Origin of the sequence: Brucella pseudogrignonensis (assembly GCF_002252525.1) — a bacterium.
Lineage (GTDB): Bacteria > Pseudomonadota > Alphaproteobacteria > Rhizobiales > Rhizobiaceae > Brucella > Brucella pseudogrignonensis.
Map to the genome: position 1 here is coordinate 1 of NZ_NNRM01000030.1, position 12299 is coordinate 12299.

A 12299-nucleotide genomic window follows, 5' to 3' on the forward strand; every position below is an offset into this window, starting at 1 on the left:
TTGCGCGCGCTAGAAAATCCAGCGGTCTTCGGCGCATGGGTATCATTATCCCTCACGTAGCAGAGTTAGTTTGAGAGCTGAACGCTGTAATCCGGTTCCTCCCGGACCGGCCAACTCGCGAATGTAAAAGGAACAAAAGGTCTGTCTAAACTGTTCAGTCGTTTCATAGAACGAAGCGGAGAAGTGCAATGGCTATTGGATTTAGCAGCCTTAACGAACTTGTTGTCGTGGTCGTTGGTGCCTCCAGTGGCTTTGGGCGCGGTACCGCTCTCAAGCTAGGTAAGGCCGGTGCCAACGTTGTTTTGGCTGCGAGGCGAAAGTCAGTTCTGGATGAGCTTGTGTCTGAGATTACGGCTATTGGAGGCATGGCGATTGCTGTTGAAGCAGACGTTTCCGATGCCGACCAAGTGGCTGCAATTGCAAAACGCGCTGTCGAAAAATATGGAAGAATTGACGTCTGGATAAATAATGTTGGCGTCGGTGCAATAGGCTATTTCTGGGAAATCCCGCTGAAGGATCACTCCCGTCTCGTGGATGTGAACCTTAAGGGGTTGATTTTCGGTGCCCACTACGCTCTTGGGCTCTTTACGCATCAAGGTTATGGTACGCTCATCAATATAGGTTCGATTGACAGCGAAGTACCCATGGCGCTTCAAAATACATATGCCGCCACAAAATCAGCTGTCCTCAGCCTGGGCCGTTCGCTCAACGAGGAATTGAGGCTGGCCGGTCTCGATATGATCAGTGTCGCCACAATTATGCCTTGGGCAGTGGACACCCCCTGGTGGCACCATGCAGCTAACTATAGTGGACACGAGCCGCGCATGGCGATGATGGACGCCCCCCAAATCGTGGTGGATGCAATTGTAGAGTGTTGTCTCAATCCAAAAGCAGAATATCCCGTGGGCTGGAAAGCGAAGGCTTCCAATCTGTCGCATCGGTTAATGCCCGACCTAACCGAACGGTTGTCAGCGAGTATGGCGCAAAGTGAAGCCCGGCGCGGCAGCACGACCTCTGCCCATACGGGCGCGATCTATAATCCGGTGATCGACGGACTCGGCGTAGAGGGCGGCATTCGGCAACGCATGAAAAGAGAAGACTCCGAGCAGTGATCCGACCTGCAACCATGGGTATATGAAGTTGGGTTGAGTAACAGTCGTGTCAAAAAATCCTTCTCGAATAAACGATTCAACGAACGCGAAGGACTGCCTCACCAGCTGGTTATGAACAGCGTTTAAGGCGGCGAAGTCTTTCTTTTACAACATAGTGTCATCCCGGGGTTGCGTCATTCGACAAAGCGAGATGCGCGCGAGCTCGGTGAAGACGACTTTTTACAGTCCCGACGGAGCAATTAAGGATTTTTGCAGCATCATCATAAGGCATCCCATCGAAAATGACGCATTCCACCGTTTCTTTATAACATGGAGAGAGGCTAGCAAATGCTCTGCCTACATCCTGCAATTCCATAGCCTTATCTTGCGATGCAGCACAGGTCGGCGCTAACTCATCGCAATAGACGGTTTCACGTTGTAATTTCTTAAATCGAGTGCAAAAGGTGTTCTTCATGATGGTGAACAACCATGATTTGAGCTGGCCATTTTCTACATAACGTTCCTGATTGCTCAATGCTTTCAAAATCGTTTCCTGAACGAGATCTTCCGCATCCGGGTTTTGACGGCACAGAGCGCGCGAAAACTGCGTTAAAGCGGGCATAAGTTCGAGAATTTTCTCATGCAATACTGATCTTGACATCTTTCTCTCCCTTCCCCCGCAACAACAATCAATGTGCAGGATTAGAGTTGGTTCCGGTCCTTTTATAGTTATGTGAAAATAACTCGCCTGGTACGATACCGTACAGGCCGGTGTTTTTTGGAACCGTGGGTTCAGTTCTGAGTTCAGAACACCTATGACGATCCCGGTTTGTTTTCGCTTTTCGGGGCAAAAGGTCGTAACCAGTGATGTTGTCTTTCGTTAGCGAAAGCATTTACAAAAATCATTCAGAATAAAGACTGGACGCGTAGCGGTTTCTACGCGGAAAGTGGTTCCGTCCTGAATGCAAGTTAGAAATTAAAAGGAATGGGTAGTGGACTGCGAGAAAGACAGAAAAACCGTATTGATTGCTGAAGATGAAATATTCATTCGTATGGACGCGAATTATTTTTTGACGGAAGCGGGCCTCGACGTGATCGAGGCAAAGAATGCGGGGGAAGCTGAGAAACATCTCAGAAATACCACCGTCGATGTGCTTTTCACTGATATCGAAATGCCCGGCTCAAATCTTAACGGCTTGGAACTCGCAGCGCTCGTAGGTAAAGAATGGCCATCCATCCCAGTGCTGGTGACATCGGGGAAGGTGATACCCTCAAATGATGAGCGTAGCTTCGGCTTCTTACCCAAACCGTACCTCGCGCGAGATGTGATTGCCTGGATTAAGAAAGCAGTGGAACAGTCTTAGCTAATACTCGGGCCCAAAGTAATTTCAGGCTTTCCGCCGACCTTAATTTTGAATATGAGTCTATTTATCTTTCTGAGTGTGGAAAGAGTGTTTAAACGGGAATTTGATGAAAACAGACGCGGCTGGGAACGAAAAAAGTCGTCTTCAGGCTCTTGAAAGCTATGGCATACTCGACACTCCGCGTGAGGAACTGTTTGACAATATCGCCGAACTTGCCGCAGAAATTTGCGGCACTCCGATAGGTGTTGTTAATTTTATCAGTGATACTCGCCAGTTTTACAAAGCAGAAACGGGCCTGGGCGTCCGATCGACGCCGCTTGAAACATCGCTTTGTGCTAAAGCAATTCTCGAAACAGATTTTCTGATTGTCCCCGATACCACCCGAGATCCGCGCTTTGATTGCAACCCTTTAGTGGTAGGCGAGCCCTTTATTCGTTTTTATGCTGGTGCCCTGCTAAAATCCCACGAGGGATATCCTGTCGGCACTCTGTGCGTACTCGGCCATGAAGCACTTGACCTCACACCAACACAACAGTTCTCACTTCGGGTTCTGGCTGATCAGATCATGGCGCAGCTTGAGTATCGCCGTCAGATCAGTGATCTCACCTATGATCTCAGGGTCGAGCGTCGCCTATCATCAAAGCGAAAGGCGCATGTGGAAAGCGTTGGTGCTATCACGGAGAATTTGCAAGAAGAGCGGCAACTGGCTGCCGCCGCACACGATGCGGGGGGAATAGGTATCTTCGAAGCGAACGTCGAGACCGGGACGATGACCGTTTCGGAAGAGTTTTGCCGGCTGTTCGGTGTAGCCGGTAAAGGCGCGTTCGCAGCTGACTATTTTGAAAGCCTGATCCTTGATGAGGATCGCGCCTTTGCTTCAAACGCGCAAAACGGGGCTAGCGGGATAGCGAGTATGGAAGCTGAGTACAGAATACGGCGAGCAGATGATCAGAGAGTCCGCTGGATTGCTCGGCGGGCACAGTTCCTGGAGAATGACTGCGGCGAGCTCTCTAAAATGGTGGGTGTGGTTCTTGATATAACGGAGAGTAAGCGAAAAGAAGAACGGGTTGAAGCGCTCCTGATGCTTGGAGATAGGCTGCGAAGCGCGAACACGATCGTAGAAGTCGTGCAGGCAGCGTCGGATACGCTTGCGACCGGATTGAGTGCTGATCGAGCCGGTTACGCATCGCTTAATCCCCAAAATTCGACATTCACGATTGAAGCTGACACGTGTTCGGGACTGCTCGGCTCCTGGAAAGGCCAACATGGCATTGACCTTATTGCCAGAAATATCTGCCGGCTAACTTCTGGCCAAAGGCAGTCGGGGCATCACCTCAATGCAGATTGGCTTGGCGCGGACAGGATATATCTAAGCTCGATCGGTGTCCGGTCATTCTTGCACATACCGCTTGCAGAGAACGACGTTCTGACTGGCTTTCTCTTTGCCCACAACGCAACTCAACGTTTCTGGGACAAGGCTGAGTTCGACTTCGCGGATGGGGTGGCAGACCGCACCTACGCCGCAATTGCAAAGCTGCGCGCAGAAGCTGAACAGCGCCTGCTTAACCACGAACTCAGTCACCGACTGAAGAATACCCTGGCGATTGTTCAGGCCATCGTTTCACAGACACTCCGTCGCGTCTCGGACACAGCAGCAGTCAGTGCTCTCACCGGCCGGATTCAAGCCCTCGGCAGCGCGCACGAGGTCTTACTTCAGCAGTCGTGGTCGAATGCAAGTCTTAGGCAGGTGATTGTCCGGGTAATGACCCTTCATGCTAGCCCAGAACGCGTCACAATTGATGGACCGGATGTTCCGCTTGGTCCAAAAGCGGGGCTTTCGATGTCATTGTTGCTGCATGAACTCGGCACAAATGCAATTAAATACGGCGCGCTTTCAAACGAAACCGGCAGGGTTTCGCTCACCTGGACCATTGAAAATAACGAAAATGAGCCCGAAATCGAGCTCGTGTGGCGTGAAACGGGCGGCCCACTAGTGACAGCGCCCGCCGCTGAAGGTTTCGGTTCACGTCTGATCGGACTAGGTCTCAACGGCGCGGGAAATGTAGTGCGCAGATATGATCCTGAGGGCGTTTATGCCAGCTTCAGAGCACCTTTGAACGTGATATCTGAGATCGATTAAGCATTTATCTACCGGTTTGCTTATCCCGTTAGCTGTATCCTTTCAGACTGCCGGTCGCGCGCTATCCGCATGGCGCTTCGTGCGTGCTTAGAACGTGCGCCCACGGTAACTCGGTTATAAAAGCCCTATCGCGAAGTATTCCCTGATAATGATTGTTCCGGTAGCGCCGGAGACGCCTACTATAGCGCTCCAGCAGGCAAATTTCCAACGCCCAACAGCCGGCTCAGATCTTGTTTTAACACCATGCTGCGATCTTAAAATACCAAAGCAGGTTACCGTTTCTCATGCCACATCGCTGCAACACTTCACGGAACAAAATATTCTCCCAGCTGTTTGAATGTCGTTTTGTTATGAAAGGACAAGGCATAATGGAGCCATTCTTGCTTGCCAGCATCGGGCGATAAATAGTCAGTCCACGAGCGAAAAGACAGGTCAGCACAAGTAGCGATATGTTTGAGATCGAATCGCGCAAATTTGCGTTCGACAAGGACATCCGGCGATTAATAGCTTCGCCGGGGAGATGATTAAAGAATACTAAAAGACCTCCAAAGAACTGGAGTTTCTAAGGAAGATCATGACGATCAGGAAGAAGTGCGCGGAAATTCTGTCGTCCTTCTTAAGCGGTATAGTGAAGAGGGCGAAAATGCCGATTTGAACGATTGGCCGAAATTAACTGTGCCTGCTCTCGCGCACCACCTTGAGAAGGCAAAGCAGTTCAACGAACAGCATCAACTTTCTGCAGCCCATTTTTTGGTGCGGTGTAACGCAAAAGCCGGAAGTACCACGTTTCGTGGTCAGCTGTTGAGCATATGCATCTGGTCTGTACGCGATCAGACGGCCGCTTCTCATGTCCTATTGTTGGCACTGGAGCATTTGAAATGGACAAAAACGATCGGTTCGATACCGGAGAGGTGGATCAAGCCACAATAACGTTTCCTTTTGATCGAATGACAGTGCAGCGCTTTCGCAAGGAATTTCCGCGCGCGCGATGGAGCGATTGGCACAAAGCCTGGCTGGTTCCTGGGAAAACGGCTTCTCGGCGCATTGAACGATGGCTCGAGCGTGAGGCATCACGCGCAAATCCCTTTGCTGAGGAGAAAGGGAGAGACGCCTACGAATTCGAACCGATCCTCAGTTCGTATCTTTCGGTTGACAGTGACGGTATCAGTATCAAGACGCCATATTCGAAGCGCCTGGTTGAAGAAATCCGCCAAATATCCTTCGCTCGCTGGGACCCTCATTTCAAAATGTGGCGGGTGCCTTTTGCATCTTATGATGAGCTTCTCCAGCGTTGGGAGACTATCGAAAACGAGGCTAGACGAAGCGAACCGGAAGAGCGGCTTAAGCGCACCCAAGCGCGGAAAGGGAGCAAGGAAGAAAGAAGAGAGCGCTTGCGCGCGAATGAGCGAAGGCGACGGCGCATTCCGCTGACTGCCGAGGCGTTGCCACCGCTCAACCGCCCAATAACAACGCAAGCATATGGTATTATTGTTATTCGTGAAATTACCGGTGAATTGGTAAATTCTGAACTGATAAACGATGTCTATCCTGATCTTGAGGGCGACTATGTCTGGGGGTTTTGGCGCTTGCCATCGCTCGATGAACTTGTTCAAACATGGCCGAATAAAAAAGACCTGTCCGCGAGTGAGCGGCAACGCGGCTGGTGGCATCCTGACCTCGAAGAGTTACGCGAAGGAAGGCGCGTGGCGCGGACACGTGCACGTGCACGTCGAGCCGTGTCAGCTGCAACTGATTAGCTTGCGCCAATATTACCTGAAAGTGATGAGCTGTCTTTACTGACAATGCTGGCTGCAGGAAAGTTGTTCGGAAATTGAAAAGAGCCGTAACAATGCCTCCAGCATTTGTTTTGATACACCAGTTTGTGTTCGAGGCCCTCCCTGAAGGCTGCCACGTGTTAAATTGGGGTGACCTCCTTCTCTCCAACCTAATCACACGATTCCGACCTTGTTGCTTACTTTGCTTTGCCTTGCGTTGGCTGGCCATACCGCACCGTCTCCATTTTTTGCATGCGTGGATCGCGAATTTGTCGTGGCATTTTTGGCTCCTCCAGAGAATGAACGGCCCCTTCACTTTAAGCTATTGCAACTATCCCGGGTATCTGCAACCGCACCGATGTGATCTTGCGTAGCTGTCTGCAGAACAGTTCTTCATCAATGGCACCCAAAGACAGTTAACTGATAAGGGCTATGAGTTCCGACCCCTGCGGAAATTAGTTCCAAAGTGGTCTTGTCAGAAGCGCGCCAGTGCACGCTTCTTGCTTGCGGGGCTCTCATGATGCTCTCTGGATTAATGGATGCGCGCGGAGTTCTTCGGAGGGGGTGGGAATAGAACGTGTCCTATCCTCAACAGATCGCTGTCACGACCGCTTAACACGAAGCCCGCAGGATTCTTGTATTCCCGGGCCGGTGGCGCAGCAAATATGAAAGGAACAGCTTTCTCGTCCAATCGCGCGATCACGGGAAATATCAGAGTGGCGTCAAGTGCAATATCCAGGATCACCGCATCGATGGTCACACTTTCGACGGTTCTGAGCGCCTCCTCAATCGTTTCGACGGGGCCCAACGGAATGATGCCAACGTTTCTCAAACTGCTTTCGGTTTTTTTGGTGAGCAATGTGCTTTCTCCAAAAAATAAAATAAGCTTTCCGTCGAACATTTGCATTTCATTCTCGTTGGTCCTGTACATTACCAACAGATCCCCTTTATTATTGACTGATTGGGAGACCCAACAAATGAATTATCAAATTGTTTCGTAGAAGTTATAAATCGCCGATAGATATCGTTCATACGCTACAACACGCAGTTGTTATCGATTGTGGTCCCGCTCGAGTCGTTCTGCCGCGCTTCTGATGATGTGCGAGGCTCTTGAATAGCGTGATGCCGCCCAGCTTGGTAAACCTGGTTTTGTTCGGATGATGCCTTATCGCTGTACTCGTTGGATTCTACCGTTCATCCCTTTAGGGTAACTGCTCATCATGAGCAGGACTGAAGCTTCAGGAAGAGATTTAGTCCACAGACCATAATGAAGCGAATTCTCACTTCGATTGGGCCGACCGTGGTTGACGCCTGCGCCCGAGCCACTGCTGACGCTTCAGCAAGTTGAGTAGTTACCTGTCGTTTGGCCTTCTTCCTGTATCGTCTCCTCGAGAAGCTTCGCTACGTCCTTATCGCTCAGGGCGTCAGCCCAGCAATTCAATCTGTCATAGCTCCTGTTTTCATCATATTCGAGAGTCTGAGCAAACGATATAAAGCCGGTCTCAGGGAGGCACTCTCTTGAAACTCTCACAAGATTTCCATCCCACAACGAAATTCCTTCCGTGGCGTCGCACGTTTCGCAGTGCGCGCGCTTACCCACAATCCCAACCCTTCCTGGTGTCGTACCACTTGGGTCTGAGTATGCTCCCGATGCTTCTTAAATGCATTTTCCAGCTCCATCTGATGCCGCCCGAACCATGTTGGGAAGTGCTGTCAAAAACTTGGGATCCGCACAATAAATATCTTTTAAGAGATCGTAGAAGAGTTCTCCGAGAATGCGCTGTTTGATATTATCCTTTTACGGGGCTACCCCTTTCTACCGTATTTGTGTGCCTCTTTTGAAGACAGGGTGAGACGAGCCCCCGCCCGGAAGTATTGTTTGACGTGCGCTGGGAAACAAATCTGGCGGCAAGTGATCGGATCCCCTCATTCATCAGAGTGGACTTCTTACTTATCGTTAAGCTGTCCAAATGAGTTTCACATGGAACGAACAGGAGCTCAAAGCTTTATCTCATATACAATCGCACGCGATCGGACTTCCACCCGTTTCATCGGTAGATCGTGTCGCCAAAAGCAGCTGACATCGGATGTTCGTATGGTTTCATTTCTTCGGCGGGAAATCTTGTTAGTGCTGGCGCTCGGGGTCGGTATTGTTACATTTGCCCTTGAAACAACAATAATAGAAAATGGACCTGGTGCTGCATTACTTGCCACCTTCTGTCTTATTGTAGCTATCGTTGCGGTCTCTGTGCGCGTAGCGTATCGGGCGGAAGTGATCGCGTCTAAAGTAGGCGATCCGTACGGGACTATGGTCTTGACGATGTCTGCGGTTGGCGTCGAGGTACTCATCCTGCTCATTCTGATGAATGGAGATAGTGGCTCGCCCACGCTCGCGCGCGACACAATATTTTCCGCTGTCATGCTCGACATTAACGGAATACTGGGTCTAGCCGCACTCCTTGGCGGATGGAAATTTGGTGAACAGGCTTATAATGATGATTCCGGTAAGACTTACGGTGTCATGATCTTGACCGCAATGGGAATATCCATGGTTGTTCCCGAGTTTATTCCGCACGAAAAATGGCGGCTATATTCGCTCTTCACAGTGGGTGCGATGGCGATGCTTTACTGGGTGTTTCTAAGAAACCAAATTGGCCAGCATAGTTATTTCTTCAACTACAGCTACCCAGAAAAGAAAACGAGAAGCGGTCGCGCCCTGAGAAACGAAACATTTACTCCGTCAATTACCGTTCTGGTGGCTGGCATTGTACTCATAGGTTTTTTAGCTGAAACAATGTCTGGGGTTCTGTTGAACGCACTTCAAGCGATAGGGGCTCCGATTGCGCTAGCCGCCCTAGTCGTCGCCATTATGTCTGCAGCTCCCGAATTTCTGACAGCACTTCGCGCAGCTTTTGCCAATCGAATGCAAGTGGTCATAAATATTGCATTGGGCGCATCATTGTCGACCGTCATACTCACCGTTCCGGTCATTGAGGGATTCGCGCTTTACTACGATCAACCTATCGTCATGGCGATGACACCCCTTCAGACCATGATGGCTCTTATAACTTTGATTGTAGCCGCTATAAATCTCAACGACGGCCAGACTAACGCTATCGAGGGCATGACGCATTTTGTGCTGTTCGCAACCTTCTTAACGCTTTCCCTACTGGGCGTAGCAGGCGGATAGCAAACGTTTCGATAAAGCGCCAGGAAGGATGGACTCTGAGTATTGATAAGCGTGACTGCTAACAATTTTCCAGTATCTGGATCGAGCAGGCTTCTCATTTTATCTGCCATCAATAATCCCGCTTTGCGCGTTGGTTTCTAAAAAGGGTTATCGGAGCGGCGGTTGAAACTCTTTCGCGCAAGTAAACTAACTTCTTACTCGAAAAACTTGCTTTTTTGCGGCGATTGGTTTCTTCGCATTTCGCGTTTTATATTTTTTATGCGCTAATCGCGCCGCGATCGTGATCAGCTTAGATTGGTCGCGAAGACCACGTTCGTACAGCATGATGATGCAACACGCGAGTTCTTGAGCCGAGTAATGGCTGTCGCTTTCTTCCAAGTAAATAACTGCACTGGAGAAACAGTTACGCAGTAAGCTAATTTCGTCATTTTTATAAATGCGGCTCGCTTCGTTAAAAAACGGCATGTCGGCCTCCTCGAACTTGAATACAAAGGTTACTCTGAATCTTAATAATGGAAATCTCATCTTGTTCACTTTATATTAACGTCGTCATCGACCCTGACTGGCTTATCCCATGCCACCCTGCATCACCACTCCGGATTGGGATGTGCCTACAAAGTGACATAAAACGTACTCGGCAAGGGGAACTTAAATGAAACTGTCAAATGACAGAGCGTTCACGCTCATAAAAAATGCCGTCCCTGTTAACTACACTCTCGCAGAACCGTTCTGCGCCAAAGCTTTACGTGATGTCATTCGTGGCGGGAATATACAGACTATTACAGTTTTCTGGCCAATAACTGCACAGAAAATGTCCCCGACCACGCTGCGCTCTTTGTCAGGGTAGACCGGGGACGACATTGCATATTCGACCAGCCAGAACATCCAGATACGAAAATATCATAGCTAGAAGTGGTTCGGGAAATCTGCACAGCTAGGATAAGTGGAATTTCTGCCTGACATCGGCTTAGATGCCGGGAACAGGAGAAATCATGACAAGACGACCACGCCGGAACCATAGCCCGGCTTTCAAGGCAAAGGTGGCGCTCGCTGCCATCCGAGGTGAACAAACGCTGTTGGAATTGTCCCAGCAGTTTGATGTGCACGCCAACCAAATCAAGCAATGGAAAGACCAACTCCTTGAGGGAGCGACAGTCGTTTTCGGCGATGAAGCGAAGACGGAACCGACGGGTCCAACCGTCGATGTGAAAACGCTGCACGCCAAGATCGGCGAACTGACGTTGGAGAATGATTTTTTAGCCGGAGCGCTCGGCAAGGCGGGATTGCTGAGCGGAAAGAAATGATCGACCGCACGCACAAGCTGTCGGCCGCAAGGCAGGCGGAGCTCCTCGGCTTCAGCCGTAGCAGTGTCTACTATTCACCGCGCCCGGTATCGGATGGCGATCTGGCACTGATGCGCCGGATCGATGAATTGCATCTGGAATACCCATTCGCGGGAAGTCGGATGTTGCAGGGGCTTTTGAAGGGAGAAGGGCTTGAGGTTGGGCGGCTGCATGTCGCCACGCTGATGAAGAAGATGGGCATCGAGGCGATCTATCGTCGCCCAAACACCTCGAAGCCAGCGCCAGGGCATAAAATCTATCCCTATCTCCTGCGCAAGCTAGCGGTCACCAGACCCAATCAGGTGTGGGCAATGGACATAACGTATATTCCGATGGCACGTGGTTTTGTCTATCTGTGCGCTGTCGTCGACTGGTTCAGCCGCCGGGTTCTGTCATGGCGACTGTCGATCACGATGGAGGCGGACTTCTGCATTGAAGCGGTTGAGGAAGCTCGGGTCCGCTATGGAAAGCCTGAAATATTCAACACGGATCAAGGATCACAGTTCACGTCCATCGACTTCACTAACGTGCTGAAAAAGGCAGAAATTGCCATCTCGATGGATGGAAAGGGCGCTTGGCGCGACAATGTTTTCGTTGAGCGGCTATGGCGATCGATTAAATATGAGGAGGTCTATATCCACGCTTACAAAACCGTATCTGAAGCGCGAGCTGGCATCGGCCGATATCTGACCTTTTACAATAGCCGACGCCCACATTCATCGCTTGACCGGCAAACACCGGATCAGGTCTACTTCAACGCGCTGACACCAATGATGGTGGCGGCATAATCGCGGCGGAAATCCACTTAACGAAACGCCCGAAACTGTTCAGACAAACCGAGCCACCTCTGCTTTTCCTTCTCCTTGAAGGGTCAGTTGGTCGTGCAGACCGCCAGTTTGGCAGCCCCCAGGCCCAGTTCGTCCAGAACTTTTGAAGGATAGAATTCCTTCATCGGAACGAAAGGCGGTGGGAAAAGTTAGACAGCGTCTTGGCGCACGAGGAAGGTCTCCAATTGTCATGAGCAAGAAAAGACAAAGAGTGCTAAATCCTGATAATGTTGTCCGCGCTATACAACTTCTGAAGCGTCTGATTCATATTGACCAGAATCTCAGACCAAGAGAGGTTGCCCTAAACCGTTTAGCCGTTACGAACAAATTGCAGAGACAGCACATTCATGCGTTGGAAGTTGAGCGCGCCTTTAATATGCTCGTTCGCGACAAGATCATCATTCCGATCGGCAAGAAACGGGTTCTTTTCATGCTGACTGAATACGGTCACAAAACGATATTCGAAGAGCAACAATAACAGTTCAACAAATCAAGTTTTTGTTCCGGGCCCCCAAATAAACGGTCACGGTGTTGTCACGTTAAGTTTCTCTGGCCGGAAAGGCCAGGGG

General features: G+C 50.2%; 11 protein-coding genes. 7 read left to right on the forward strand and 4 right to left on the reverse strand.

Going from position 1 to position 12299, the window contains the following annotated elements; all coding sequences use genetic code 11:
• The first annotated feature begins 188 nt into the window (after nucleotides 1-188).
• Entirely contained in the window at nucleotides 189-1112 is a 924-nt protein-coding gene (locus tag CEV34_RS14545; RefSeq protein WP_094543826.1) for an SDR family NAD(P)-dependent oxidoreductase, read from the forward strand.
• Between the two features lie 157 nt (nucleotides 1113-1269).
• Here CEV34_RS14545 and CEV34_RS14550 read toward each other — a convergent pair whose 3' ends face one another.
• A complete protein-coding gene (locus CEV34_RS14550) occupies nucleotides 1270-1752 on the reverse strand; it encodes an RNA polymerase sigma factor (protein WP_094543827.1) in 483 nt (160 codons plus the stop codon).
• A gap of 331 nt (nucleotides 1753-2083) precedes the next feature.
• Here CEV34_RS14550 and CEV34_RS14555 point away from each other — a divergent pair, with 331 nt between their 5' ends.
• The 3 genes from CEV34_RS14555 to CEV34_RS14565 all read left to right on the forward strand — a co-directional run bounded on the left by CEV34_RS14555 (nucleotide 2084) and on the right by CEV34_RS14565 (nucleotide 6352).
• Nucleotides 2084-2455, forward strand: coding sequence for a response regulator (locus CEV34_RS14555; RefSeq protein WP_094543828.1), 372 nt, complete (start codon nucleotides 2084-2086; stop codon nucleotides 2453-2455).
• Between the two features lie 106 nt (nucleotides 2456-2561).
• Nucleotides 2562-4595 (forward strand): HWE histidine kinase domain-containing protein, encoded by a 2034-nt coding sequence (locus CEV34_RS14560; protein WP_094543829.1) that lies wholly within the window; start codon nucleotides 2562-2564, stop codon nucleotides 4593-4595.
• An 878-nt stretch (nucleotides 4596-5473) separates the two neighbouring features.
• Nucleotides 5474-6352 carry a hypothetical protein gene (locus CEV34_RS14565; RefSeq protein WP_094543830.1) on the forward strand — a complete coding sequence of 293 codons (879 nt, stop codon included), beginning with the start codon at nucleotides 5474-5476 and terminating at the stop codon, nucleotides 6350-6352.
• A 550-nt stretch (nucleotides 6353-6902) separates the two neighbouring features.
• Here the strand turns inward: CEV34_RS14565 and CEV34_RS14570 are convergent.
• On the reverse strand, nucleotides 6903-7277 hold the full coding sequence (locus CEV34_RS14570; protein WP_143853386.1) for a response regulator: 375 nt from the start codon (nucleotides 7275-7277) through the stop codon (nucleotides 6903-6905).
• Between the two features lie 429 nt (nucleotides 7278-7706).
• Entirely contained in the window at nucleotides 7707-7970 is a 264-nt protein-coding gene (locus tag CEV34_RS27725) for a DUF892 family protein (RefSeq protein ID WP_162699618.1), read from the reverse strand.
• A 495-nt stretch (nucleotides 7971-8465) separates the two neighbouring features.
• Here CEV34_RS27725 and CEV34_RS14580 point away from each other — a divergent pair, with 495 nt between their 5' ends.
• Entirely contained in the window at nucleotides 8466-9560 is a 1095-nt protein-coding gene (locus CEV34_RS14580; RefSeq protein WP_094543833.1) for a calcium:cation antiporter, read from the forward strand.
• A gap of 186 nt (nucleotides 9561-9746) precedes the next feature.
• On the opposite strand, the gene CEV34_RS14585 is transcribed toward CEV34_RS14580, so the two are convergent.
• The gene (locus CEV34_RS14585) at nucleotides 9747-10025 is read right to left on the reverse strand and encodes a hypothetical protein (RefSeq protein ID WP_094543837.1); all 279 of its coding nucleotides are present in this window, start codon (nucleotides 10023-10025) and stop codon (nucleotides 9747-9749) included.
• A gap of 527 nt (nucleotides 10026-10552) precedes the next feature.
• On the opposite strand from CEV34_RS14585, the gene CEV34_RS14595 reads away from it, so the two are divergent.
• Nucleotides 10553-11691, forward strand: a protein-coding gene (locus tag CEV34_RS14595) for an IS3 family transposase (RefSeq protein ID WP_179253532.1) whose coding sequence is annotated in 2 segments (ribosomal slippage) — nucleotides 10553-10820 and nucleotides 10820-11691 — 1140 coding nt in all. Because the reading frame shifts where the segments join, the coding sequence is not laid out codon by codon here.
• A 229-nt stretch (nucleotides 11692-11920) separates the two neighbouring features.
• Nucleotides 11921-12208 (forward strand): hypothetical protein, encoded by a 288-nt coding sequence (locus tag CEV34_RS14605; protein ID WP_094543836.1) that lies wholly within the window; start codon nucleotides 11921-11923, stop codon nucleotides 12206-12208.
• Nucleotides 12209-12299 lie beyond the last annotated feature (91 nt).

Excerpts from the sequence above, each read along its gene's own strand:
- CEV34_RS14605 (WP_094543836.1), top strand. The coding sequence starts at position 11,921 with ATGAGCAAGAAAAGACAAAGAGTGCTAAATCCTGATAATGTTGTCCGC.
- CEV34_RS14580 (WP_094543833.1), top strand. The coding sequence starts at position 8,466 with ATGGTTTCATTTCTTCGGCGGGAAATCTTGTTAGTGCTGGCGCTCGGG.
- CEV34_RS14550 (WP_094543827.1), bottom strand. The coding sequence starts at position 1,752 with ATGTCAAGATCAGTATTGCATGAGAAAATTCTCGAACTTATGCCCGCT.
- CEV34_RS14545 (WP_094543826.1), top strand. The coding sequence starts at position 189 with ATGGCTATTGGATTTAGCAGCCTTAACGAACTTGTTGTCGTGGTCGTT.
- CEV34_RS14560 (WP_094543829.1), top strand. The coding sequence starts at position 2,562 with ATGAAAACAGACGCGGCTGGGAACGAAAAAAGTCGTCTTCAGGCTCTT.
- CEV34_RS14585 (WP_094543837.1), bottom strand. The coding sequence starts at position 10,025 with ATGCCGTTTTTTAACGAAGCGAGCCGCATTTATAAAAATGACGAAATT.
- CEV34_RS14565 (WP_094543830.1), top strand. The coding sequence starts at position 5,474 with ATGGACAAAAACGATCGGTTCGATACCGGAGAGGTGGATCAAGCCACA.
- CEV34_RS14570 (WP_143853386.1), bottom strand. The coding sequence starts at position 7,277 with ATGCAAATGTTCGACGGAAAGCTTATTTTATTTTTTGGAGAAAGCACA.